General features: G+C 65.3%; 20 protein-coding genes. 5 read left to right on the plus strand and 15 right to left on the minus strand.

Annotation, left to right across the window (positions count from 1 at the left end):
- Positions 1-11: 11 nt before the first annotated feature.
- Together A8V01_RS06865 and A8V01_RS06870 are read left to right on the plus strand one after the other, a co-directional pair.
- Positions 12-707, plus strand: a complete 696-nt coding sequence (locus tag A8V01_RS06865; RefSeq protein WP_103095180.1) for a YoaK family protein — start codon at positions 12-14, stop codon at positions 705-707.
- A gap of 59 nt (positions 708-766) precedes the next feature.
- On the plus strand, positions 767-3694 hold the full coding sequence (locus tag A8V01_RS06870) for a sensor histidine kinase (protein ID WP_103095181.1): 2928 nt from the start codon (positions 767-769) through the stop codon (positions 3692-3694).
- Positions 3695-3781: 87 nt separating this feature from the next.
- Here the strand turns inward: A8V01_RS06870 and A8V01_RS06875 are convergent, their stop codons facing one another.
- Positions 3782-4414 carry a response regulator transcription factor gene (locus A8V01_RS06875; protein WP_103095182.1) on the minus strand — a complete coding sequence of 211 codons (633 nt, stop codon included), beginning with the start codon at positions 4412-4414 and terminating at the stop codon, positions 3782-3784.
- 119 nt (positions 4415-4533) lie between these two features.
- On the opposite strand from A8V01_RS06875, the gene A8V01_RS06880 reads away from it, so the two are divergent.
- On the plus strand, positions 4534-5253 hold the full coding sequence (locus A8V01_RS06880; protein WP_103095183.1) for a response regulator transcription factor: 720 nt from the start codon (positions 4534-4536) through the stop codon (positions 5251-5253).
- Between the two features lie 328 nt (positions 5254-5581).
- On the opposite strand, the gene A8V01_RS06885 is transcribed toward A8V01_RS06880, so the two are convergent.
- Positions 5582-5974 (minus strand): hypothetical protein, encoded by a 393-nt coding sequence (locus tag A8V01_RS06885; protein ID WP_245892364.1) that lies wholly within the window; start codon positions 5972-5974, stop codon positions 5582-5584.
- 136 nt (positions 5975-6110) lie between these two features.
- The gene (locus A8V01_RS06890) at positions 6111-6956 is read right to left on the minus strand and encodes an oxidoreductase (RefSeq protein ID WP_103095185.1); all 846 of its coding nucleotides are present in this window, start codon (positions 6954-6956) and stop codon (positions 6111-6113) included.
- Positions 6957-7006: 50 nt separating this feature from the next.
- On the opposite strand from A8V01_RS06890, the gene A8V01_RS06895 reads away from it, so the two are divergent.
- Positions 7007-7609 (plus strand): TetR/AcrR family transcriptional regulator, encoded by a 603-nt coding sequence (locus tag A8V01_RS06895; protein ID WP_103095186.1) that lies wholly within the window; start codon positions 7007-7009, stop codon positions 7607-7609.
- A gap of 16 nt (positions 7610-7625) precedes the next feature.
- On the opposite strand, the gene ada is transcribed toward A8V01_RS06895, so the two are convergent.
- The 6 genes from ada to A8V01_RS06925 form a co-directional block, all read right to left on the minus strand.
- A complete protein-coding gene (gene ada / locus A8V01_RS06900) occupies positions 7626-8699 on the minus strand; it encodes a bifunctional DNA-binding transcriptional regulator/O6-methylguanine-DNA methyltransferase Ada (protein WP_103095187.1) in 1074 nt (357 codons plus the stop codon).
- Between the two features lie 119 nt (positions 8700-8818).
- A complete protein-coding gene (locus tag A8V01_RS06905; protein ID WP_245892365.1) occupies positions 8819-9715 on the minus strand; it encodes a formate/nitrite transporter family protein in 897 nt (298 codons plus the stop codon).
- A gap of 83 nt (positions 9716-9798) precedes the next feature.
- The gene (locus A8V01_RS06910; protein WP_170065853.1) at positions 9799-11247 is read right to left on the minus strand and encodes an efflux transporter outer membrane subunit; all 1449 of its coding nucleotides are present in this window, start codon (positions 11245-11247) and stop codon (positions 9799-9801) included.
- Positions 11244-14393 (minus strand): efflux RND transporter permease subunit, encoded by a 3150-nt coding sequence (locus A8V01_RS06915; protein WP_103095188.1) that lies wholly within the window; start codon positions 14391-14393, stop codon positions 11244-11246. The genes A8V01_RS06910 and A8V01_RS06915 overlap by 4 nt, the downstream gene beginning before the upstream one ends.
- Positions 14390-17491 (minus strand): efflux RND transporter permease subunit, encoded by a 3102-nt coding sequence (locus tag A8V01_RS06920; protein ID WP_103095189.1) that lies wholly within the window; start codon positions 17489-17491, stop codon positions 14390-14392. Before A8V01_RS06920 ends, A8V01_RS06915 begins: the two co-directional genes overlap by 4 nt.
- A gap of 11 nt (positions 17492-17502) precedes the next feature.
- A complete protein-coding gene (locus A8V01_RS06925) occupies positions 17503-18630 on the minus strand; it encodes an efflux RND transporter periplasmic adaptor subunit (protein WP_103095190.1) in 1128 nt (375 codons plus the stop codon).
- Here A8V01_RS06925 and A8V01_RS29535 point away from each other — a divergent pair.
- Positions 18629-18754 (plus strand): hypothetical protein, encoded by a 126-nt coding sequence (locus A8V01_RS29535; RefSeq protein ID WP_281256479.1) that lies wholly within the window; start codon positions 18629-18631, stop codon positions 18752-18754. The genes A8V01_RS06925 and A8V01_RS29535 overlap by 2 nt on opposite strands.
- Before the next feature lie 7 nt (positions 18755-18761).
- Here the strand turns inward: A8V01_RS29535 and A8V01_RS06930 are convergent, their stop codons facing one another.
- The 6 genes from A8V01_RS06930 to A8V01_RS06955 all read right to left on the minus strand — a co-directional run bounded on the left by A8V01_RS06930 (position 18762) and on the right by A8V01_RS06955 (position 25053).
- Positions 18762-19292: an RcnB family protein gene (locus A8V01_RS06930; protein WP_146037210.1), complete on the minus strand. Its 531-nt coding sequence runs from the start codon at positions 19290-19292 to the stop codon at positions 18762-18764.
- A 73-nt stretch (positions 19293-19365) separates the two neighbouring features.
- Positions 19366-20733: a sensor histidine kinase gene (locus A8V01_RS06935; protein ID WP_103095192.1), complete on the minus strand. Its 1368-nt coding sequence runs from the start codon at positions 20731-20733 to the stop codon at positions 19366-19368.
- Positions 20727-21488, minus strand: a complete 762-nt coding sequence (locus tag A8V01_RS06940) for a response regulator (protein WP_103095193.1) — start codon at positions 21486-21488, stop codon at positions 20727-20729. The genes A8V01_RS06935 and A8V01_RS06940 overlap by 7 nt, the downstream gene beginning before the upstream one ends.
- A gap of 80 nt (positions 21489-21568) precedes the next feature.
- Positions 21569-21835 carry an EF-hand domain-containing protein gene (locus A8V01_RS06945; protein WP_103095194.1) on the minus strand — a complete coding sequence of 89 codons (267 nt, stop codon included), beginning with the start codon at positions 21833-21835 and terminating at the stop codon, positions 21569-21571.
- Positions 21836-21978: 143 nt separating this feature from the next.
- Positions 21979-23679 carry an ATP-binding protein gene (locus A8V01_RS06950; RefSeq protein ID WP_103095195.1) on the minus strand — a complete coding sequence of 567 codons (1701 nt, stop codon included), beginning with the start codon at positions 23677-23679 and terminating at the stop codon, positions 21979-21981.
- 117 nt (positions 23680-23796) lie between these two features.
- Positions 23797-25053, minus strand: coding sequence for an HlyD family type I secretion periplasmic adaptor subunit (locus A8V01_RS06955; RefSeq protein ID WP_103095240.1), 1257 nt, complete (start codon positions 25051-25053; stop codon positions 23797-23799).
- Positions 25054-25077 lie beyond the last annotated feature (24 nt).

Genomic DNA, 25077 nt, shown 5'->3' on the forward strand with positions numbered 1-25077 from the left:
GATCGCCCACCATGTCTACGTCCGCACCCAAGCCTGCCCTGCTTCCCTGCCTGCTCCTGCTGCTGTCCGCCACGACCGGCCTCGTCGATGCGGCCTCTGTGCTGGGCCTTGGCAAAGTCTTCACCGCCAACATGACCGGCAACGTCGTGTTCCTCGGCTTTGCTGCTGCGGGCACGCCGGGGTTCAAGGTTATCCCGTCATTGCTGGCACTCGTAGCATTCATGGCAGGGGCGTGGGGCGCCGGGCATCTCGCTCGCGCGCATGTCGAGCGGGCGCTCGGCCGCTGGCTGATGTGGGCGGCCGTCGCTGAGGCCGCGTTGCTGTGGATCGCCGCGCTGATCGCGCTCGACATCGACGTCGCCGCGCAGGCTCCCCAAGCGGGGGTGATGGCCGTGATCGTGCTGACCGGCTTTGCGATGGGCCTGCGCAACGCCACCGTGCGCCAGTTGAAAGTGCCGGACCTGACAACCACCGTGCTCACCCTTACCATCACCGGCATCGCCGCCGATCAGGTGGGCGGGCGCACGCCCAACTTCGCCCGCCGCTTCGGCGCGGTGCTCTCGATCTTCGCCGGAGCCGCAGTGGGCGCGCTGCTCCTGTTTCACGGTGGACTGGCGCTGCCCCTGACCCTCGCCGGCGCAATCGTGCTGGGCGGCACACTCGTTTTCCTGCGCGATCCCGCCGCTGCAATGCCGCACCGGCCCTGAAGGCGCCCCAAACGAAAGGTTGACTTGTCGCCCGCGCAGCGCCGTGCGATGCGCGGGCGATGCGTCCCGCCCACGCCCTTCGAACCATTTTTCGCGCCGCCGCTCTTGTCTGCACAAGCCTCGCCGCGCCTGCTTTGCTGGCTTCGCCTGCCACCGAAATTCCTGGCTATGCCAGCCGCTACTGGTCGCTGGCGGATGGCGCTCCGCCGGATATCCGTGCCATCGCCCGCACCCGCGACGGGTTCCTGTGGCTCGGCTCCGGCGATGGGCTTTACCGTTTCGACGGGCTGAACTTCCTGCGCGTGGAGCCGGAGGACTTCGATAACTTCCGCGCCCGGCAGGTCACCGCGCTCGCCGCTGCGCCCGACGGCAGCCTATGGGTGGGCTATGCCTTCGGCGGCCTGGCCCGGCTCAAGGCCGGCCGCCTGCGCGGCGCCAACCCGGAAAAGCCGCGCGGACGCATCACCGATATCATTGCCGCGCCGGACGGTTCGATCTGGGTGTCGGTGTGGAGCGGCTTCGGATCGCAGCTGCGCCATTTCGTGAACGGCCGCTGGGACGTGATCGACGTAGACGGGCCGCTGATGCGCATGTTTCGCCAGCGCAGCGGCGCGATCTGGATCGCCTCCAACCCCGACTTGCGCCGCTTGCCCCCTGGCGGCCGTAAACTGGAGACGGTGCCCGCGCTCATGAACCTTGGCCCCGCCTTCCGCGAGGATCGCACCGGCCAGTTGTGGTTCTTTTCGAGCGACGGCCTCCAGCGCCTGACGCCGAACGGCTTCGTGCCGACCGGCGTCGGTTTTGGCGAACCGCTGGGCGGCGGCGACGGCTGGCGCGAGATGCTGTTCGACGATGACGACCTGCTGTGGATCGCAGGCAATGCTTCCGGCCTGGCCACGGTGCCGCGCGGCGCGCTGAACATGGAGCACGCGCAAAGCTACCCCGTCGGCATCTTCACGCTGATGCGCGATGCCGAAGGCACCATCTGGGGCGGCGCGCCCGATGGCTTGCACCGCTTCGTGCGTACGCCGGTGGTGCGCTACGCCGCGATCAAGGGGGTGCGCACCGGCATCGCCACCGGCCCTGACGGCTCGCTCTACATCGGCGGGGACGAGGGGCTTTACCGCATCGTGGACGGCAAGGCGCAGCTGATCCTCCGCTCAGGCCTGCTGGCGGAGATCTGCTCGGTTGCGGGGGTGGGCGCCTATGTGCTCACGTACAAGAATGAATACCTCGTGCGCGGATCGACGGCCACGCGGATCATCGGCCCACTGGAAAAGGAGCGCCAGTTCGGGCAGGCCTGTGCCTCCGACCCTCAGGGGCGGTTGTGGGAATCGGTATCGGCATCCGGCATGTTCCGGCTGGACGGCACCCGCTGGACCAAGGACGAAAGCCTGCCGCCCGCGACAACCTTCATTGCGCCGGGTCCAAATACCTTCATCGTCAACCAGCCGCTGCGCCTGCTCGCGCGGGTGCATGACGGGAAGACGACCCCCATCTGGCCCGAGGGCGACGGTGCCGGCAGCAAGGGCGGCGTCGGCTTCGTGCGCTTGCTCAAGCAGATGGACGGCGAAACCTGGATCGGCGGCGAGGCGGGCCTTGCCCGTTACGACGGCCGCCGGGTGCAGCAACTGAGCGCGCGGACCTATCCCTGGCTGGCAGGCGTCATGGGCATCGTGCGCGTCGCCGGGCATTACTGGCTGATTTCCTCAGGCGGCATCATCCGCGTCGCCGAGGCGGACTTCGACGCCGCTTTCGCAAAACCCGGAACCCCGATCCCGCTTGCCCGCTTCGGTCAGAGCGGCGTGATCCGTGCGCGCACCGAATCCTATTCCGCCAACGATGCTGCCGTCGATGCACAGGGGCGGCTGTGGTTTGTGACGAGCACCGGTGTGGTGCAGGTCGATCCCTCGCGCATCGCTGCGCCGGCGCGCGACATGCCGATCCATGTCACCGGCCTTGAGGTGGACGGTCACGCCTATCCGCTCGGCAGCGTGCGTCTGCCTGCGGGCACCACGCGCGTCAGCCTCTCCTACGTTGGCCTGGGCCTCGCCGATGCGGAGAATAACCGCTATCGCTACCGGCTCGACGGCGTGGACGAGAGCTGGGTGGAGGCGCACGGTCGTCGCCGCGTCGACTACGCCGGCCTCGGTCCAGGCACTTACCGCTTCCATGTCACCGCCGCCACCGGCGACGGCCCATGGGCGAAGCGCGAAGCGACCGCCACGTTCGTCATCGCGCCGCGTTTCTGGCAGACGGCCTGGTTCCGGCTCGCGATGCTGGCGGGCGTGATGCTGGGAATATACGCCCTGTTCCGCTGGCGCATGCGCGCCGCCATGCAATCCCTGCGCGACCGCATCGAAGAGCGCGTCGCCGAGCGCGAGCGCATCGCGCAGGATCTGCATGATACACTGCTGCAGGGCTTCCAGGGCCTGATGCTGCGTTTCCAGACGGGGCTGCATCTTACCACGCCGGGCACCCCCGCACACACTGCCATCGAGGAAGCGCTGGAGCGTGCCGACGATGTCCTCCTCCATGGCCGCGAGCGCGTGCGCGGCCTTCGCGAAGATGCGGAGCCCAAATGCATCGCGGAAACCCTGCGCGCCTGCGCCGCGCGCGTGGTGGGAGACGCCCTGCCGTGGGAAGTGCGGGTGGACGGCCCCGAGCGTCTGGTCGGGGCGCCGGTCGCCGAGGAACTGGAGCTGGCCGTTGGCGAAGCACTGGCCAATGCTGTCAAACACGCGCAGGCCAGCGTGGTGCGGGTGGAAATCCACCACGGCCGCGACCGCCTCTCGCTGCGTGTGATGGACAACGGCGCCGGCCTCCCCGAAGACGTTCGCGCGGCGGGTGGCCGCGAGGGGCACTTCGGCTTGACCGGCATGCGCGAGCGGATCGAGCGGCTGGGCGGCTCTTTCTCGATCGCCAATGCCGCGGGGCAGGGCACCTCGATCCGGCTCAGTTTGCCGGCGAAGATCGCGTATCGCTGATCGTTTCGGCCCGCGCCGCCAGCTACGGCGCGACTGAAACACCGGCATTCATCCCCGCGCGGACGGGAAACTGGGCGCGATCATGTTCTAAAGTTCGATCAGCCCGTTGCGCACGGCGATCGCCACGGCATGCGTGCGGTCCATCGCGCCAAGCCGCGCGAAGATCGCCTTCATATAGCCCTTCACGGTATCCTCGGAGAGCGAGAGCCGCGCGGCGATCTGCTTGTTGGAGTTGCCCGCCGCCGCCAGTTCCAGCACATCGCTTTCGCGCGCGGTCAACCGCTTGGCCTCGCGGTCGGCGGCGCCGAAAACCTGCCGGTCGAAATGCGTCCCGCCCCGGTGGATCGAGCGGATCGCATCGAGCAATTCGGTCCGCAGGCTGTTCTTGAGCAGGTAGCCCGAGGCCCCGGCCTTGATCGCCTGCGTGGCGCGGCCGTCACCCGAATAGGTCGTGAGCACGAGGATTCGCGCCTCGGGAAACTCGCTGAGGATGCGGGTCATCGCCTCCACCCCATCTACATTGGGCATTTGCAGGTCGAGCAGCAGGATATCGGGGCGCTTTTCACGGTAGATGCGGATCGCCGCTTCGCCATCCTCCCCCACTGCGATCAATTCAAGGTCCGGCTGCGTCGCAAAGACGGCTATGATCCCGTCGCGAAGCAACGGGTGATCATCGACCACGGCGATGCGGATCGGAGACTCAAACTCGCTGGTTTCCATGGCCCGCATCTAGTCCGGCAGGGCATGTCGGGGAAAGCCCCCCGAAAGAGGGGATTGCAGGTTGTGTTCACTTTGCACCATTTCCGTTTCTGCCGAGACTTGGCAGCGGGAGTAATGCAATGATCCATCCCACCAGCGAACCGTTACGCACCGACGACGGGGCACGTAAGGGCACTGTCCTGTTCGTCGGCCACGGTGGAGCGGAATTTTCGCAGTTGCACGCCCTCTTCAGCGAGGAAGGCTACATCGTAGAGGCATTCGCCTGTGCCGAAGGGCTACTGGATGCGCCGCTGCCCGAAGGGCCCTGCTGCGTCATTGTCGAGGTGCAAGGGCCCGCTAACGGCAAGATCCCCGCCGGGGGCCTTGGCCTGATCGAACGCCTGAAGAGCCGGGGCGAACCGATACCGGTCATCTTCGTAGCGGACGATGCCGACGTCCCCTTGTCCGTGCGTGCGATCAAGGCCGGCGCGGTCGATTTCCTGCTGTGCCCTTATGATGAAACCGATCTGCTGAACGCGGTGGAATACGCGCTGGAACTCGACATCGAACGCCGTCTGATCGCCCGTCGCAACCGCGCCATGACCCAGCGCTATGGCACCCTCACGCGGCGCGAACGGCAAGTCATGGACGGTGTCGTGCGCGGGCTGATGAACAAGCAGATCGCGTGGGAACTGGCGATCAGCGAAATCACCGTGAAGCTCCACCGCTCAAGCCTGATGCGCAAGATGGAACTTCGTTCGGTGCCCGATCTGGTTCGCGCATCAATATCGATTACCGATGTTAAATGTTTCCCCGCCGTTCTCGCAGGGCATCAATTGGGAGCGACCAGTTTGGGATGAACCCACCATTCCGGCGACGTATGAGGAACGACCATATTGGGTCGCTTTTTAGAATATCACGCTCCGCCTTGAGCTTGGCCAATTCCCGGCGCAGACGCTGAATCTCCCGCTGCACGACTTTGGCCTGCCGTTCCTGCTTGCCACATGCGTCTTGCGTGGCCCGTTGATGTGGCTGCTTTCAATGCTGGGCAACGTCATGTCGCCATCGGGCGCGGTGATAGGATGGCGACATCTTGTGAGATGCCGCCGCCTTCATGTTGCTGACCGCCGTGCGGGGCAGGATCGCGGCCCTGCGCGCGCCTGAAGCGACCGTTCGCAGAAATCTTCGTCATCCTGGAATGGAACGCCCCTGACGGCGCAGGGTAATGAACTGTGCGGTCAGGCCCAGCACCAGCATCACGACAAGCGCAGCTTGCGATCCCAGCAGCAAGGGTGATTTCAGGTCGGTCACCAAGGGGTGGCCGTCCGGAACGCGCCGCAGGATTTCGGTGACCGTCGGCACCATCAGCAGGAATGTGGTGAGGCTCAGAAAGGCGGTTTCCAGATAGCGCCGCGCCCGCCCGAGGATCGTGATGCCCCCCACGCCATAGCCCGCGATCAGCAGCAGGATCGTCGCTGAACCGATCCCGTAGCTGACGGGTTGGTGTGCAATCAGGAATACCGTTCCCGCTCCGATCAGCATGAAGACAAGATAGGCGATGCCCGCGACTGAACGGGGCATGATCTGGCCGTGCCGCGCGAACATATAGGCCGCCAGCGGTATGGCGGGCAGGCTGCCAAGTGTGTGCACCCAGCCTAAAGGTGTTATTCCAAACATCGTCTGTGTCTTTCGTTTAAGAGACGATCGATCCTGATGCTCAGGATGCGAAGCTGGTGGAACAGGACAATGAGCGCCACTGCGCGATTTCAGCCCCCATGCCGGCAATCTTGGCTTCAACCAGATCCAGCGCATCTTGCCCCAGAAACAGGCGCGTCGGCGGCGTGGGGGCGTCAACCAGTGCCAGCAGGGCCTGAGCTGCCCGCGCCGGATCACCCGGCTGTTGCCCGCTCTTGGCCTGGCGCGCCGCCCGGATGGGGTCCATGACCGCGTCATAGTCGGCGATGCTGCGCGGTGTCCGGTCCATCGATCGCCCGGCCCAGTCGGTCCGGAACTGGCCGGGTGCCAGCGCGGTCATATGGATGCCGAACGGCGCAACTTCCTTGCCCAGCGCTTCGGAAATGCCTTCCAGCGCGAACTTGCTGCCGCAATAGAAGCTGATGCCGGGCATCGTGATGAACCCGCCCATGGACGTGACGTTGACGATATGGCCGCGCCGCCGGTCGCGCATGCCGGGCAACAGTGCCTTCATCATTGCCACGGGACCAAATACGTTGGCTGCGAACTGGCGTTGCAGGTCGTCCATCGACGATTCTTCCAAAGCCCCTTCGTGGCCATAGCCCGCGTTGTTGACGAGCACGTCGATCGGTCCAGCCCGCTGCTCTGCGTCCGCTACGGCATCTGCGATCGCGTCCAGATGAGTCACGTCCAGCAGCACCGGATGGGCACGACCGGGGGCGAGCGAGGCGAAGGGTTCGGCGTCTTCGGGTTTACGCACGGTTCCGGCCACAACATGGCCGGCGGCCAGCGCACCTTCGGCAAAAGCCCGGCCGAGGCCCGAACTGACGCCGGTGATCAGGAAAGTCTTGGGAATGAGCGTCGACATGGCCTACTCCATGATATGAACAACATTTATATCATGATATAGATAAGAGTATGACGGTCATCAAGCCCTCCTCCTCCGGTTCGCGTGGCGAGCCGGTGCGCAACCGTGTCATCGATGCTGCCGAACGCCTTTTGCGTGATGGCAAGGCCGAATTTTCGATGCGGGATCTGGCGACAGAGGCCGGCGTCAGTTTCGCCACGCCTTTCAATCAGTTCGGCAGCAAGGCCGCGATCATGCACGCTCTTTCGGCACGACGGATCGCAACTGCCACCCGGCGGTTCGCGGAGAAGCCGCGGCTTGACGATGCCGGCCAGCGGGTGCTGCTGGCTGTCGGCACGGTGGTTGAACTGATGCTGGAAGAGCCGCACGTAAACCGGGCGGTGATGGGATGGCTGGGAACGCCGGGGCCAACCCATGGCGAAGTGCTGGCGCAATCCACCGCCCTTTGGACGCTGGCGATCGGGGCGGGCGAAGGACTGATCGCGCAGCAGCAGGGCCGGTCGCACCCCGCGCTGGCGAGGCATCTGGCTTTCGGCTTTCGTGGCGTGCTGTCCTTCTGGACTGCTGGCGAACTGCCTGATGACGAACTGGCGCCCAATGCCCGCGACGTGGCGAGCGCCCTGCTGATGTTGCGGAGCGACAGGTCGCGCTGACCCGCTGCGTGCGTGCTCAGGTCGCCTCGGCCTCACGAGACAGCAGGATACGTTTGCGCTTCACGCCCCAGCGATAGCCTGAAAGTGTCCCGTCATTGCGGATGACCCGGTGGCAAGGGATGGCGATGGCGATGGGATTGGCCGCGCAGGCACCTGCAACGGCGCGTGCTGCGCCTGGCGACCCGATGCACCGGGCGATCTGTGCGTAAGTAGCTGTTTCGCCGCGGGGAATGTCACGCAGCGCTTGCCAGACGCGCTGTTGGAACGCCGTGCCGCGCACGTCCAGCGGCAGATCGAGCCCCAGGTTTGGCGCTTCCACGAACCCGATTACTTTGGCGATCATCTGCTCGTACCCGGCATCGGCCCCGACCAGTGTGGCCCTGGGGAAACGATCCTCAAGATCGCGGACCAGTCCTTCCGGATCATCGCCCAGCAGGATGGAAGCCACGCCCTTGTCGCTGGTGGCGACAAGGATCGCCCCCAAAGAACATTGGGCCACGGCAAAATGCAGCACTTCATTGGCGCCGCCGCTCTTGTAGGCGCCCGGCGTCATGCCGAGCATTGCCGAGGATTGTTCGTAGAACCGTCCGTTGGAACTGAACCCGGCGTCGTACATAGCCGTGGTAACGCTGCTTCCTTCGGCCAGCCGGTCGCGCACCTTCCGGGCCAGATGGGCACTGGTATAGGCTTTCGGAGTCAGTCCGGTCTGTGCCTTGAACAGCCGATGGAAATAGCCCGAACTGAGTTCGACCGATGCCGCCAGCGTTTCCAGCGAAAGCGGTTCTTCCGATCCCTCGATCAGACGGCAGGCCTGCTCCACGAGCGCGGCGTTCGCGGCGTTGCTGGACGATCCTTCGGGGTTGCAGCGCCTGCAAGGCCGGAATCCGGTGGCTCGCGCGCTTTCGAGCGTATCGTGCAGGGTCACGTTCCGAGGGTTTGCGGTGCGTGACGGGCAGGACGGCCGGCAATAGATGCCCGTGGTAGCCACCGAATACCAGAGGTGACCATCGGCTTGCTTGTCCCGTGCCACGATTTGCAGCCAGCGCGGGTCATTTTCCGTATCGGGGGTATGTGTGTCTGCGTTCGTCATGGGATCGTTCTGTCAGCAGACCAACCGTGCCGCGCTCTGTTTCTTGCTTTCGAATTCGATAGAGGCAAATTCGATACAGGATGCCGCCGCCCGCGTCCAATCGGCGCGGGATGTGCCGCCTATCCGGCGCGGCTCCGGTGATCGGAATGCGGCTGATCCGCGCTAAGGTCGCTGCGCATCTGCCCGTGGGCCAGCACGGCGAACAGGCCGGTGCCGCCGATGATGTTGCCGATCAGCGCCGGCAGGGTGAATTCGACCCACGCTTCGGCAAAACTGATGTTGCCGCTCAGCCAGAGGAAGCTGGCTTGCGACGATCCTGTCACGACATGCGCGAAGCCGCCCAGCGCGATGACGTAAGTAAGCGCGAAGATCACCCAGAACTCGCTGCCGCGGGCATTGGGAAGGACCCAGGCGATGGCGGCCATGATGAACCCGGCGGGAATCCCCAGTGTCAGCGTGCGCGTCCAGTGCTGAAGCTCCAGCTTGCCGAGGATATCGAGCGCGATCATGCGCTGTTCGTGCGTGATGATGATTTCCCCGGCCATGAGCGCACTGACCAGCGTTACCCCCACAAGGTTGCCGACCAGCACGCATCCCCAAAGTCTGGCCAGCCGTCCGAACTTGTCCAAAGAGGGCGATGCGGCGACGGGCAGCACCGCCGTTACCGTGCTTTCGGTGAACAACTGCAGGCGCCCCATGACGACGATCACGTAACCAATGGGGTAGCCCAGGAAATAGATCAGCGGTGCCCAGTCGGTATCAGGCAGGTGGCTGCGCAGGAACAGTTCGCACAGCAGCGACAGCGCAATCGCCAGCCCCGCAGCGATGCCTGACAGGGAAAGTGCCAGAGCGGGCCGCTTCAGTTCCTCTTCGCCCTGCAGCCGGACGACTTCATGGACGATTTTGGACGAGCCGGCCCGCCGGTCCTCGACGTCCTGCACTTCGGCAGCGTCAAGCGCTTCGTCGGGTTCCTCGTCCACTGCGGGATCACGCGCGGAGGTCGGGGTTTCCGTCACAGGATATGGCCGATGGGTCGCATGTCTTGCACAAGCATTCCGCGCGCCGAAAGATCCCGCTGATGCCCCTGCCGCGCATGAACTTACATTGGGCGATCAGGCATCGGGCGATCAGGCCATGAACCGCCGATCGCCTGGATCAGCGAAACTGCCGCGACCTGCCTGTTCGTCACAGCCTGTACGCGGGCCTGCGCCGCGCCAAGGGCAGTGGCCTGCGCGGTGACGACCGCAAGATAATCCGTCTCTCCTTCAAGATAGCGCCGCATGGCGATGGCTTCGGCTTCGGAAGCGGATTTTGCGGCCGCGGCCCGATCCTGCGCGACTTCGGCAAGCACACGAACGCCGACAAGGCCGTCTTCCGTCTGCTGGAACGCGGTCAGCACTGTCTGGCGATAGCTGGCGACTGCCTGATCGTAAGCGGCGCGCGCCTGTTCCACCCGTGCGGATGTTGCGCCAAAATCGAAAACGGTCTGGGCGACCCCGGCGCCAAGCGACCACAGGCTTGTGGGCGCATCGAACAGGGCGCCAAGCGAACTGCCCGCCGTGCTGGCCGAACCTGTCAACGAAATGCCGGGGAAGAACCCGGCGCGCTGGATGCCGATCGCGGCGTTGGCTGCAGCAACCCTGCGTTCGGCAGCCGCAACGTCCGGTCGGCGTTGCACAAGTGCGCCGGGAAGCGTGGCGGGCACCGCGGGCACGCCTTCGCGCCAGCTTTCAGGCGCGATCGCGAAAGAGGACGGGTTGCCACCGACCAGCAGGGCGATGGCGTGCTCATACGTCGCGCGTTGGCGCACAAGATCGGCGGCCTGCGCCTGTGCATCGCGCAACTGGGTTTCGGCCTGAAGCACGTCCGATCGCATCACCACCCCTTCACGCAGCCGGTTGCGGGTGATGGCAAGAGCGCGTTCGTAAGCCGTGACGGTGCAGTCAAGCAGAGCCTTTTGCGCGTCGAGCCCGCGCAATTGCAGGTAGCTGCCGGCCAGTTCGCCCTGCGCCGCAAGAGTGGCGTTCGCAAGATCGGCCTTGCTTGCTTCGGCATTCGCCCTGCCTTGCGACACGGCGTTTCCAAGCTGGCCCCACAAATCGGGTTGCCAGGTCGCCTCAAGGGCGAGCGAGTAGGTCGTGCCGCGCTGGGCCAGTCCGCTGCCGCCAAGGCCCACACCGCTGCTGGCGCCGTCGAAGCTTTCCGACCGAGCCGCCTTGCCGCTGGCGCGCAGTGACGGGAACAGCCCGGCGCGGCTTTCGCGCACGGCAGCGGTAGCTTGCCGATAAGCGGCGGCCGAGGCGGCGAGGCTCTGGTTCGATACCGCGACCTGCCGCTCCAGGGCGTCAAGCACGGGATCGTCGAACAGCAGCCACCATTCGCCCTTGGCAACGCCGTCTGTAGGGGCGGCGGTAGCCCATCCGGGCTGCTCCTTGAAGGTCGCGGGCAGGGCGGTGATGGGGCGCTGATAGTCGGGCGCCATGCTGCAGGCGCCAAGCAATGCGGGCAGCAGCAGGGGCACCATGGCGAAGGAGAGCTTGCGGATCATGCGGGAAGGGGTTCCTGTGCGGGCGTGGATGGCGCCTCGGAAGGGCGGCTGCGGAACCGGTCCAGCAGCACGTAGAGGACAGGGGTGGTGAACAGCGTCACCATCTGGCTGACGACAAGCCCGCCGAAGATCGCCACGCCCAGCGGCTGGCGCAGTTCCGCGCCGGTGCCGAAGCCGATCGCCAGCGGCAGCGCGCCCAGCGCGGCGGCAAGCGTGGTCATCAGGATCGGCCGGAAGCGTAGCAGCGCTGCCTCGCGGATGGCCTCGGCGGCGCAGAGGCCCCGCGTGCGCTCTGCCTCCAGCGCGAAGTCGATGATGAGGATGGCGTTCTTCTTGACGATACCGATCAGCAGGATGACGCCGATCGCGGCGATCAGGTCGAACTGCATGCCCAGCACCAGCAGCGCCGCCACTGCCCCCAGCGCTGCGGAGGGCAGGGTGGACAGCACGGTCAGCGGATGGATCCAGCTTTCATAAAGCATGCCCAGCACGATGTAGATGACAAGGATCGCCAGTGCGACCAGCAGCGGCAGCGATCCGATCGAGGACTGGAACTGGCTGGCAGTGCCCGCGAACCGGCCTTTCACACCGGGCCCGGCGATGGCCTTCATCTCGGCTTCGACCAGCCGCGATGCTTGTCCCAGCGAGACGCCGGGCGCAAGGTTGAACGATATCGTGGCTGACGAGGCCCCGTCCTGGTGGTTGGTCTGCGAAGTGGTGGCGGTTTCGCTCCAGTGGGCAAGGGTGGAGAGCGGCACCATCGTTGCGGGCGCGGTGTTGATCGCCTGCCCGCCCGCCGCATCGCGGATCGCGCCGCCTTGCGCCCTTGCCTGCGCCAGATCGCCCTTGGGCACATGAATGCGTTCAAGCGCATCGGGAGAGGCCGCCATCGCCGGTGGCAGGCCCATGACGACGTGGTACTGGTCCACGCCGCTGTAGATCACCGAGACCTGTCGCTGGCCGAAGGCGTCGTAAAGCGTCTGATCGATGGCGTTCGCGGTCACGCCGAGCCGTGCGGCGGTATCCCTTGCGATCTCCACGTGGACTCCGGCGGCGCTGGCGCTCAGGTCGTTGTCGACATCGACGACCGTTTCGGGATGCCGCTTGAGCGCGGCGGCGAGGCGCGATGCGGCACTGGCAAGCTGTGCCTCGCCAGGGGCGGTCAGGGTGTACTGGTAAGCGGCGTTGGAGACGCGGCCTCCCGCGCGCAAGTCCTGGACGGGGTTCAGGAAGGTGGTGGTCCCCGCGATTTTGCCGAGCGGCGCACGCAGGCGGGCGACGATGTCCTGCGCCGAGGCACGCGTACCTGACTTCAAAGTCACGAACAGGAAGCCGCCGCCTGCCCGCTGCCCTCCGGTGAAGGCGACGACGTTGGCAACGCCGGGGTCGGCCTTGATGGTGGCGGCGATCGTGTGCAGCCGGCGGTCGAGCGCGTCGAACGACATCGCCTGATCGGCCCGCACCGCGCCCATGATCGATCCTGTGTCCTGATCGGGGAACAGGCCCTTGGGGATCGCCGCCAGGAGGGCAAATTGCAGAACCAGCGCACCCGCCAGCAGCGCCATCGTCATCCGGCGATGCGCCAGTGCCCGGTCGAGAAGGCGCGTGTAGCCCGTCTGCACCCAAGCGAGGAGGCGGTCCAGCCGGGTCTCCCTGCGTTTGCCCGTCTCCGCCCGCAGGATCAGCGAGGCGAGCATCGGCGTGGCGGTCAGCGAGAGGACGAGGCTGATCAGCACCGCGATCGTCATCGTCACCGCGAACTCGTTGAACAACCGCCCCGGCAGCCCGCCCATGAACAGCAGCGGGATGAACACCGCGACAAGGCTGAGCGAGATCGACAGCACCGTGAAGGCCACTTCGCCCGCCCCGCGCAAAGCAGCCTCGCGAACCGGTATGCCGTCCTCGATGTGGCGCTGGATGTTCTCCAGCACGACGATGGCATCGTCCACCACGAAGCCCGTGGCGATCGTCAGCGCCATCAGCGACAGGTTGTTGAGGCTGAAGCCCAGCAGGTACATCATCGCCAGCGTGCCAAGCAGCGATGCGATCGTTGCGACGGCAGGGACCACCGTGGCGCGCCAGCTTTGCAGGAACACGCCGACGACCGCGATGACCAGCAGCACGGCGATGATCAGGGTTATTTCCACTTCGTGCAGCGACGCGCGGATCGTGCCGGACAGGTCGGCGGCGACGTCGAGTTTCACGTCGGCGGGAATGGCGGCGCGCAAACCGGGCATCCGGGCGTTCACCGCATCGATGGTTGATACGATGTTCGCCCCCGGCTGGCGGCTGACGAGGATATCCACCGCGCGCCTGCCGTTGAAGTATCCGGCGGTGCGGATGTCCTCTGCCCCTTCGTGGACGCGCGCCACGTCGGACAGGCGCACCGCTGCGCCCGATCGCCAGGCGACGATCAGATCGCCATAATCGCTGGCCTTCAGGCCGGGACTGCGGGTGTAGAGCAGCCATGACGTGCGATCGTTCTCCAGAACCCCCTTCGGCCGGTTGGCGGCGCTGGATTGCAGGGCGGTTCGCACGTCCTCCAGCGGGATGCCGAAGCGGCTGAGCGCATCGACATCCAGGTCCACGCGCACGGCGGGCAGGGATGCGCCCGCGAACTGCACGTCGCCGACCCCTGGCACCTGCAGCAGCCGTTGCTGTACGGCGGTGGAGACGGCATCGTAGATCTGCGCGGGGCTGCGCGTGTCCGATGTCAGCGACAGGATCAGGATCGGCGCTTCCGACGGGTTGATCTTGCGATAGGTGGGGTTCGCCTTGAGCGTCGCGGGCAAGTCTCCCCGCGCCGCGTTTATGGCGGCCTGCACTTCGCGCGCGGCGCCGTCTATGTCGCGCGCAAGGTCGAATTGCAGCGTGATCTGGGTGATGCCCACGTTGGAACGCGAGGTCATCTCGGTCAGCCCGGCGATCGCCTGAAACTTCTTCTCCAGCGGGGCGGCGACACTGGAGCCCATCGTCTGCGGGCTTGCGCCGGGCAGCACGGCAGTGACGTTCACTGTCGGAAAGTCGATCTGCGGCAGCGGCGCCACGGGCAGGCGCAGAAAGGCGATGACGCCCGCCAGCACCATGCCCAGCGTCAATAGCATCGTGCCCACCGGCCGCCGGATGAAGGGCGCGGCGATGTTCATGCGGCCTCCTTCTGCCGGTTGCCGCACCGGGCCTTGATCCGTTCGAAGGCAAGGAAGATCACCGGCGTTGTGAACAGCGTCAGCGCCTGGCTCACCAGCAGCCCGCCCGCGATCGACAGGCCCAGCGGCAGGCGCAGTTCGCTGCCCGTGCCTTGCCCGAAGATCATCGGCAGGGCGGCCATCAGCGCCGCGAACGTGGTCATCATGATCGGACGGAAGCGCAGGCGCGCGGCCTCGCGGATGGCGGTGTCGGCGTCCTTGCCTTCGCTGCGCTGCGCATCGAGCGCGAAGTCGATCATCATGATCGCGTTCTTCTTGACGATGCCGATCAGCAGCACGATCCCGATGATGCCGATCACGCCCAGATCCTGTCCTGCCAGCATCAGCGCCAGCAGCGCGCCCACCCCGGCAGACGGCAAGGTGGAAAGAATCGTCAGCGGATGGACGTAGCTTTCGTAAAGCACGCCCAGCACGATGTAGACCACGGCCACGGCGGCAAGGATCAGCCAGCCCTGGTTGGCGAGCGAGGCGCGGAAGGCATCGGCCGAACCAACGAAGCCGAGCGAGATCGCGGCAGGCATGCCGATGCGCTGGCGCGCGGCCTCAATGCGCGACACGGCGCCGCCAAGGGACTTGCCGGGGGCAAGATCGAAGCCCACCGTCACCGCCGGGAACTGGCCGATGCGATTGATCGTGAGCCGTGCGGGATGCGCCTCGAAGCGGGCGACGGTTGAGAGCGGGATCTGTCCGCCGCCGCCGGTCGGCAGGTAGAGGCCCGCCAGCATGTCGGGCCGGGTCGCGGTGCCGGGCGCGCTTTCCAGGATCACGCGGTACTGGTTGGCCTGCGTGAAGACGGTCGACACGATGCGCTGGCCGAAAGCGTCGTAAAGCGCGGCATCGACGGCGGCGGCGCTGATGCCCAGCCGCGCGGCGGCATCGCGGTCCACCGCCACCGTCACACCGTTGCCGTTCGCCTGCACGTCGCAGGACAGGCTGGACAGCGTCCCGCCCGCATCCTGCCGCAGCGCCGCTATCAGGCGCGCGGACCAATCATCCAGCACCGCCTGTTCCGCCCCCTGCAACACGAAGCGATAGGCGGTGGGGCCGGTCTCGGTATCGATGGTCAGATCTTCCACCGCACGCACATGGAAAGCCAGTCCCGGTACTGCCGCCACCCGCTGACGCAGGCTCTGGATCACCGCGTCCTGCCCTTCGCGTTCGCTCCGGGGCTTGAGGTTGACCTGCATGCGCCCCTGATTGAGCGAGGGGTTCTGGCTGTCCACGCCGATCCCGGAACTTACGCTGGCGACGGCCGGATCTTCGAGAATGGCCTGCGATACGCGTTGCTGCAGGGCGGCCATGCCCCTGAACGAAATGCCCTGATCAGCAGTGAAGATCGCCTGCAACTGGCCGCTGTCCTGCTGCGGGAACAGGCCCTTCGGGATCGCCAGAAAAAGCAGCCCGGTCAACGCGACGGAGGCCGCGAAGATGCCCAGTGTCAGATGCTGTTGGCGCAATACGCGGCCCAACAGGTGTTCGTAGCCTCCTGCCATGCGTTCGAACAGGCGATGGGTCCACGCGGCAAAGCGCAAACGGTTCTCGCCCTCGGGCTTGAGCCAGCGGGCCGAAAGCATCGGCGTGAGCGTCAGCGCGACGACGGCGGAAATCAGGATCGTCACCGCCAGCGTGATCGCGAATTCGCGAAACAGGCGGCCCACCACATCGCCCATGAACAGCAGCGGGATCAGCACCGCGATCAAGGATACCGTCAGCGAAACGATCGTGAAGCCTATCTCCGCCGAGCCTTTCAGCGCTGCCTCGAAGGGGCCAAGCCCGTCCTCGCGGTGACGCTGGATGTTCTCGATGACCACGATCGCATCGTCCACCACGAAGCCGCTGGCGATGGTCAGCGCCATCAGCGTCAGGTTGTTGAGGCTGAAGCCCAGCATCTGCATCGCCGCGAACGTGCCGACGATGGAAATCGGCACCGATACGCTGGCGACCAGCGTAGCACGGATGTCGCCCAGGAACAGGAAGATGGCCGCCATCACCAGCACGACCGCCAGCACCAGTTCGACCTGAACGTCATGAACCGAGGCGCGGATACCCAGGGTGCGGTCGGCCAGCAGGCGGACGTGAACATCGGCAGGCAGCGCGGCCTGCAGGTCGGGCAGGGCCTTGCGTATGGCATCGGTCACGGCGACGACGTTGCCGCCCGGCTGGCGACGGATGTCGAGGACGATCGCGGGCCGCCCGTCCATCGCGCCGGCCACCCGCAGGTTTTCCTGCCCATCCACCACGCGCGCCACGTCGCCGATGCGCACCGCCGCGCCATTGTCGAAGCGGACGATCTGCTTGCGATAGGCGGCGGCGTCCTGCAACTGGTCGTTGGCGTCGATGATCCAGGACCGGGTCTTGCCATCGAGGCTACCCTTGGCGGCGTTGACATTGGCGTTGGTTATGGCCGAGCGCAGTTGTTCCAGCGAAAGCCCGCGCGCTGCCAGTGCGGCTACATCGGCTTGCACGCGCAACGCGGGGCGCTGTCCGCCCGCCAGCGTCACTTGCCCGACACCCGGCATCTGCGCGATCTTCGCGGCCACGCGGCGGTCCACCAGATCCTGCACTTGCGCCATCGAACGGGTTTTCGATGTGAATGCCAGCGTCATCACCGGGGCATCGGCGGGGTTGACCTTGGCATAGACCGGCGGTGCGGGCAGGTCGGCGGGCAGCAGTGCATTGGCGGCGTTGATCGCGGCCTGCACTTCCTGTTCCGCGACATCGAGCGTTTCTGCCAGTCCGAACTGGAGGGTGATGACGGAAGCTCCGGCAGAGGAGACCGACTTCATGCGCTGCAGGCCCGCCATCTGGCCGAACTGGCGTTCAAGCGGGGCCGTCACCGTCGCGCCCATCACGTCCGGCCCGGCGCCGGGGTAGCTGGCGGTGACCTGGATGGTCGGATAATCGACCTCGGGCAGCGCGGAAAGCGGCAGAGCGCGGTAACCGACAAGGCCCGCCAGCAGGATCGCGATCATGAACAGGGTCGTCGCGACCGGGCGCTCGATGAACAGGCGTGACGGATTGGCGCGATTGGTGTCCATTGCTGATGCCGTCACTTCGCACGCGCGTCCGGGTCGGCCTGCGGCGAAACCCGGATGCCGTCGTCAAGCGTATCGGCGCCGGTGCTGACCACGCGTTCGCCCGCCCTCACGCCGGAGAGCACAGCCACGCGGTTGCCCACTGACGGACCGGTGCGGACTTTGCGCAACCGGGCGAAGCCATCGCCGCTGACGGTGAACACGAAGTCCCCATCCTCGCCATGACGCACGGCGCTCACCGGGACGGTCACCGCTCCGTGCAGGATTGCGGTGGTGGCGATGACGTTGACGAACTGGTTGGGAAACAGCCTGCCGTCGGCATTCGCGAACCGGGCCTTGGCAGTGACGGTGCCAGTGGTGCCGTCCGCCTGGTTGTCCAGCGCAAGCAGGCGCCCCCTGGCAAGCACTTCGCTGCCGGATTGGGCGCGGACCTCGACAGCCACGTCGCCCTTGCCGGAAAGCGCGGAAACGCGATCCTGCGGCACCGCGAAGGACACATCAACCGGATCGTCCACCGTCACCACGAAGACGCCATCGGCATCGCCGGGGCTGACATAGGCGCCGATATCTGCCCGGCGCAGACCTACCCGTCCCGCAACAGGCGCGACAAGATCGGTGTAGCGCAGATTGAGCCGCGCGCTCTCCAGCGCCGCGCGGTCGGCGGCCACGGTGCCCTCAAGCTGGCGGACGGTGGAGAGCTGTGTATCCACCTGCTGGCGGGCGACGGAATTGTCGGCCAGCAAGCGCTGGTAGCGCCCCAGATCGAGCCGTGCGTTCTGCAACTGCGCCCGGTCGCGGGCAAGCGTGCCCTGCGCCTGATCGATGGCGATGCGGTAGGGGCGCGGGTCTATCTGCGCCAGGCGCTGGCCCTTGCGCACCGCTTGTCCCTCGCGCACGTCGATGGAGAAGATGGTGCCGGACAACTGCGCGCGGACCGTTGCAGACACGATCGGCTGTACGGTCCCGACAACGGCGATGGTCTGCGGCACATTCTGCCGCTCTGCGCGCGTAAGCCCCACTTGTGGTAGTGTTGTGTGCGCTTTGGGTGCCGGTTGGTGCAGCGCATATGCAGCGCCAAGAGCAAGTACGCCAAGCGCCGCGCTCCAGAACAACAGCCGGCGACGTGGGTGGGGATCGGACATGGAGGGAACTCTGCTGGATGCTGGATGCCGGATGAAGGGCGGCGCGATCGCGGGGGCACTGGGAATCGCGCCGCCCTTCGGGGTGGCAGGCCGCCAGGGCGGCGGCCTGCCGGGGGGGCGTTAAGGCGCGGCTACCAGCCGCCCGCGACGGACTGGATGATCACCCCGGTAGAGACATGAGCCAGCACGATGTTCGGCCCGGCATAATACCAGCGATAATTGGGCGGCGCAGGTCGCAGGCCGTAGATCGCGGGGGTCACGATCACGTAGCTGCGCATCGGCAGCGGCACTACGGCTCCGACCACGAAATTCCGCCCGAAATAGGCCCGCGGCACTGCGTAATAGCCATATCCCGGCGCGAAGTAGTACCCGGCCCGAGGGCCGGTGTAGGCTACAAACAGGGTATTGCCGCGCCACCAGCCGGGTCGACTGCGGTCTATGATCACCGTCGTGCGGCCGTGGGGGCGCGGCGGCGGCGGGTTATGGCCATGGCCATGCGGCGGCTGGCCTTGGGGTGGGTGCCCATGGGAGGGAGGAGCGCCGTGGTGATGATCGTGGTCGTGCGACTGGGCGCTGCCCGGCGAGGGGAGGGCCATGATCAGGCCCATTGCCAGCATGATGAAAGGGTGGTGGATTGGTATCGAACGGGGGGAAGACGGCATCGTCGGGCTCCTTTGCAAGCCCGTTCTGGCAGGGCTTTGCAACGGCCGGTCGCGCTCAATGTAAACGTGCGTGTCAGGACGCCTTGCGGTGCAGGGGCAGTTCCAGCACGGCGCGCAGCCCGCCCTCAGCGCGATTTTCTAGCCGAAGATCGCCGCCTGCGCGGTGCGCCAGTGCCTGTACGATCGAAAGGCCGAGGCCGACCCCGCCGGTATGCCGGGCCCGTGATTCCTCAAGGCGAGAGAATGGTTCGAGGATATCGTTCAATCGCGCAGCGGGGACGCCCGGACCGTCGTCTTCGACAATGACAAGCACGTGTCCATCGGCCCGGACCCAGCGCACTTGCGCGCCGCTCCCTCCGTCACGGGCCCCTCCATAACGGGCAGCGTTGTCGAGAAGGTTCGCCATCATTCGCTGGAACGCGATACCTCCCGCCGCGATCTGGACGGGCTCTCCAGCAACCAGCGTCACCCGCGTCCCGGCATCCCGCTGCAGCGCGACGGCGCGTTCCAGTTCGGTCGTCAGATCTATCACGCTGTCTGCGGTGCTTTCAGCGGCATCGGGGCGGGCGAATGTCAGCGCGTCGTTCATCAGTTCGCGCATTTCGCGCAGATCTTCGGATGCGAGTGCACGTTGCTCCGGATCGTCGATGAAATCGCTGCGCAGTTCCAGCCGGGTCAGATAAGTGCGAAAATCGTGCGCCACGGCTGCGATGATGCGGGTGCGTTCCTCCATCATTCCATGAAGGCGGCCCCGCAGGTCATGGAAGGCGCGGCCCAGTTCCGCGAATTCGCGGGGCCCCCTCAACAGCATCGCCTTCGGATCATCGCGCCGCACCGCGTGCACAAGTCGGTCCATCGGCCGCGTCGTCTGCGCTGCCAGCCATGAAATGACGAGCAGATCGAGAAGCAGCACGATCGCTGCGAAGCTGGCGATGTTGGAGAGGAAACGGCCGACTGGCGCGGGCGTCGTGCGTTCGATTTCCAGCGCGTGGCCATTGGGCAGGGCAACGAATACACGAATAGGGCTGGAGGAGTAGCGGGGCTGGTCATCAAGCGCTTCGGAAATGTCCTGACCGCGCGCTTCGACGCGGAACGGGCGACCGGCCAGTGCATTGCGGTAGGCGGACGCGACATCGCGGGAATGCCCTTCGGGGAATTGCTCCTGAAGAACCGTCTGGGGCAGGCCGGGCAGCAGGCGCACATTGGTGCGGTCATCATGAAGCGCGTGGATGAGGTCCGGGTAAGTTTCGGGCGCAGCGCGCTCGAACACGGTGACGATCGCGGCGATGCGCGTCGCATCAGGCACCATCCAGATGCGATCCCCGTTCGAGGCCAGCCCGCGAACCACGAAAGTCACCGAGCCGAGCATGAGCAGGGCGTGGATCATCACGATCACGCCAATCCGCTGGCGCAGGCCGCCGAAACGCCAACGCTTCAGCATCGCACCACGGCCGGCGCGAAAAGATATCCATCGCCACGTACCGTGCGGATCACCGCCAGCCCATCGGCGTCGCCCTGATCGGTCAGCTTGCGGCGGAGGCGGCCGATCTGCACGTCGATCACGCGGTCGATCGGGTTGGCCCCGCGGCCGCGCGTGGCATCGATGAGGAACTCGCGGGAGAGCACGCGCTGGGGGTGCAGGACAAGCACGTATAGCAGGTCGAATTCGCTGGTGGTCAGTTCCAGGGGGCGTCCGCGCGGATCAAGCAGATCGCGCGAACCTGACCGCAGAAGCCAGCCGTCGAAGCGATAGTTTTCGCCTGCACCGGGAGCCTTCACGCCGGCGATATCGCGCGTACGCCGGATGATTGAGCGCAGCCGGGCAAGAAGCTCCCGCGAATTGAACGGCTTGGCGAGATAATCGTCGGCGCCCATTTCAAGGCCGACGATGCGGTCCACCGGGTCGTCCTTTGCGGTGACGATCAGGATCGGCAGGCGGGGTGATTGTTCGCGCAGCGCGCGGCAGATCATCAGGCCGTCCTCGCCCGGCAGCATGAGGTCGAGGATCAGGCAGTCCAGCCGGTCGATCACGCCCGAGGCATGCAGGCCCGCCGAGCTCTCGAAAGCGAGCACGTCGAAACCCTCGCGCTCAAGCAGCTTGACGACGAGTGAGCGGATTCCTGGGTCATCCTCGATGATTGCGACTGTACCCGCGCTGGGGGTGGCACCTGCAACTGGCTTTACAAGATCCTGCATGGGTCTCTCAATACAGCACAAATCGGCCGGACAGAACGACTTGTCGCTCTGTCCGGCCGAATCGAGTGCGCAGATGCGGCTCAGTTGCCGCGCTTGTACTTGGCCAGGGCTGCCTGGAGTTCGGCGGGAGTCACTTTGCCGTCGCTGTTGGCGTCGATCATCTTGAAGCCGCGCTCACGGCGTCCGGCGGCGGTCCATTCGGCAAGGCTGATTGCGCCGTCCCCATCGGTGTCCACCTTGGCGAATGCGGCGGCCTTGTCCTGAGGCGTTGGTGTGCTCTGGGCGCCGGCCGCAACCGGCAGAGCGGCAAAGATAGCAAGGCACAAGGTAATTGTGATCTTCTTCATGATGCTTGGCTTTCGAGATGGAGGGGGTGTCTGCTTCCCCATCTCTAGCACTCGATCATTCTGACGTTCGCGGCTTGTGTGTTTCTTCGTGTCAGTTGATGAACGACCAGCGGGAGACGCTCGGTAGCGCCAGCCGCAACGCCTTAGTCACCCGTGCGGATCAGGCTGAGTCCCATGCCGTCGTCCTGCAGTCGCAGGCCGGGTTTGCTGACGACGATGTCCTTGAAATTCGCGAAGCGGGGCGGCTTGAGGAGATAACCCGCAGCGCCAAGATCAACCGAACGCCGCTGGTCTGGTTCGAAGTCCGATCCGCTGCACATGATGACCATGATGTTGCGCAGGGTATCGTCTCCGCGGATTTCTTCCAGCAGACTGAAGCCGTCCATGTCGGGCATGTTGATGTCCAGCAGGATCAGGTCCACGTCATTGCCCGGCGCGGACAGAATACGATGTGCCTCGCGTCCGTCGCGCACGCTGCGCAAGTGGCAATGCAGTTTCGGGCGTCGGAACAGGGCGAGTTCGGTCAGTTCAAGATCGGCCTCGCGGTCATCCACGATCAGGACGTTGGCAATCTCTGGCATCTCGGCATCCACTAAAGTTCCTGGTTGCTGTGCATCCGGCAGGGTGAAGTGAAAGGCGGCACCCGAGCCGGGCGAAGATACGCATCCAATCTGGCCGCCGTAGAGCGAGACGATCCGCCGGCATATCGACAGCCCAAGTCCGCTGGCGTCATTGCGGTGTACCAGTCGGCGGAACGGCTCGAAGATTTGCTCATGCTGGCTTTCGGGGATGCCGGCACCATCGTCGCTGACGAAGAACGTGCCTTTGCCGGCGGCGATCTCGTATCCGATCGTCACCGTGACGCCGGGCTCGTTGTGGAGGATCGCATTGGCGACGAGGTTCTGGAACAATTGCCGCAGATGGACGGAATCGGCGATGAGTACCGGCAAAGGTCCATGGACCAGCGTGGCGTTGCGCTCCGCGATGATACGCGCAAGATTTTCGCGCACTTCGGCGATGATCTCGGTCAACGTGCACAGCGAATATTCGGCCTGCGCGGGCTCATCAAGCCGGGTGTATCGCGCCACGGAATCAATCAAGGAGCCCATCCGCTCCGCGGATTCCCCTATGTATCGCAGATAAGTGGCCTCCTTGGTTTCAGGTGCCCCGGTATCCTGCGCCGGGCCGCGCAAAAGTTCGGAAAATGCGATCAGCGTTCTGACCGGCTCACGCAGATCGTGAGCGAGGGCGCGGGTGAACACGCCCAGGCTTGCGTGCTGGTCGCTGATGCGGGCCTGCTGGTCCTGCAAGGTACGCACCATGCCTTGCAAGCGCATATAAAGGTCCGCATTTTCCAGCGCCACCGATGTCGTGTCCGCCAGCGCCTGGAGAATGGCCACTTCCTCGGCCGAGGGCGCATGATGGCTGGACCAGTAATTGCCGATCGCGCCGATCGGGGAATTACGGCGGATCGGCACCATCGCCATGCTTTTCACGAATGTCGGTCGATAGGCTTCGACGGGGACGCGCGGGTCCTTGTAGATATCATCGATAACGATGCTTTGCGCGTTCAGCATGACCCATCCGCTGACGCAGATGTTCATCGGAAAGCGCTTGCCTTTCCACAAGGGGGCAATGGCATTCTCTTCGGCATAGAAGCACTGGTCACCATCGCGCAGAACGAATGTTGCACCATCCGCGCCGGTGAGATTCCGCGCGGCATCGCGGACGATTGCCGTTACGACATCGACATCGCGAGCGCGGGAAAGATCCTGGACAACGCCGACCAGCTTTTCCATGGCCGCGACGTAAACTGGGGAGGTGCGGATCGGATTGGCGCCCATCGCTTTGCTCTTGTTCCCACGAGAATGTCCGTGGAACCGTATCGTCGGAATATTTCCTGCGCTTTAACGAGAGATACGTAGATATGCCGATGGGCACAGCGCTTCGCCACTTGATCCTCAACCTTCGCGGAACGCGCGCGCCAACTGATCGGCCAATGGCTTCAGAATGTAGCTGAGCATCGTCCTTTCATTTGTCTGGATGAAGGTCTCTACGGGCATACCCGGCCGCAGTTGCAATCCCCCCAGCCTGGCAAGCTGGCCCTTATCCAGCGCGATCGTGACTCGGTAAAAGGCACTATGCGTCGTCTTGTCATCCGTCCGATCAGCTGACACGTGCGTGACCGTTCCGGTCAGTTCCGGCGTCGTTCGGGTGGAGAAAGCGCTGAAGCGCAGCACTGCTTTCTGACCCATGCGGACCTGATCAATATCCACCGGCGAGATGGTAGTTTCGACCACCAGGCGATCGTCGTCCGGCACCAGTTCAAGGATCGTCTGGCCCGCCGGCACGACCCCCCCCACCGTTCGAAACGCCAGCTTGTCAATGGTGCCGGATTGCGGAGCCCGGATGACAGCCCGGTCGAAATTGTCATCTGCTGCCACCTGCGCACGCCGCAGCTCGCTGATGCGGGAGAGGACGTCCATCAGTTCAGCGGCCGAACTGCTGCGGGCTTCGGCTTCGATGGAACCCATCTGCAACCGTAGTTCGCCGATCCGTGCAGCCCCGGAAACGGCCGATTCACGGGCGGCGCTTGTATCGGCGGCCAGCCCTGATGCGGATCTTTCCAACGCATTCAGTCGATCAAGGGTCGTGTATCGCTTTTCATAAAGCTTGCGCGTCGCGTCCAGTTCATCCTGGATTAGATCGGCCTGATCAGCATAGCTCCTGGCTCTGGCTCGGGAACTGGCAACGTCCGCTTCGGATTGGCTGATCCGTTGCGCCAACTGCGCTACCATCCCGCGCCGCGCATCCCTTCGCAGCACGAATGTCCGGCGTTCCTGGTTCATCAGCGCCGCAATGTCCGGATCGTTCGCGCGGCGCTTAAGCTCTTCAGGGAAGGCCACGTCCTTGCTGTTGTCGCGTTCCGCTGTCAGTCGTGCCGCCCGCGCCAGAAGCTGGTCGACGTTCTCCCCGGTATAAGTGGCTGCGGCGCCGCTGACGTTGGAATCAAACCGTATCAGTGCCTGTCCCTTGGAAACATGGTCCCCGTCGCGCACCATGATATCCGCCACGACGCCACCGGTCGGGTGGCCGATTTCCTTGACATGGCTGGATACCGTGACTTCACCCGGACCGATGACCGCACCGGCCATCGGCAGGAATGCGGCAAGCCCACCCAACCCGAACACCAGAATGCCGGACAGCCACAGGCCCATGCGCACTTCGCTGCGCAGACTGCG

It is taken from the genome of Novosphingobium guangzhouense, assembly GCF_002896965.1.
Taxonomy (GTDB): Bacteria; Pseudomonadota; Alphaproteobacteria; order Sphingomonadales; family Sphingomonadaceae; genus Novosphingobium; species Novosphingobium guangzhouense.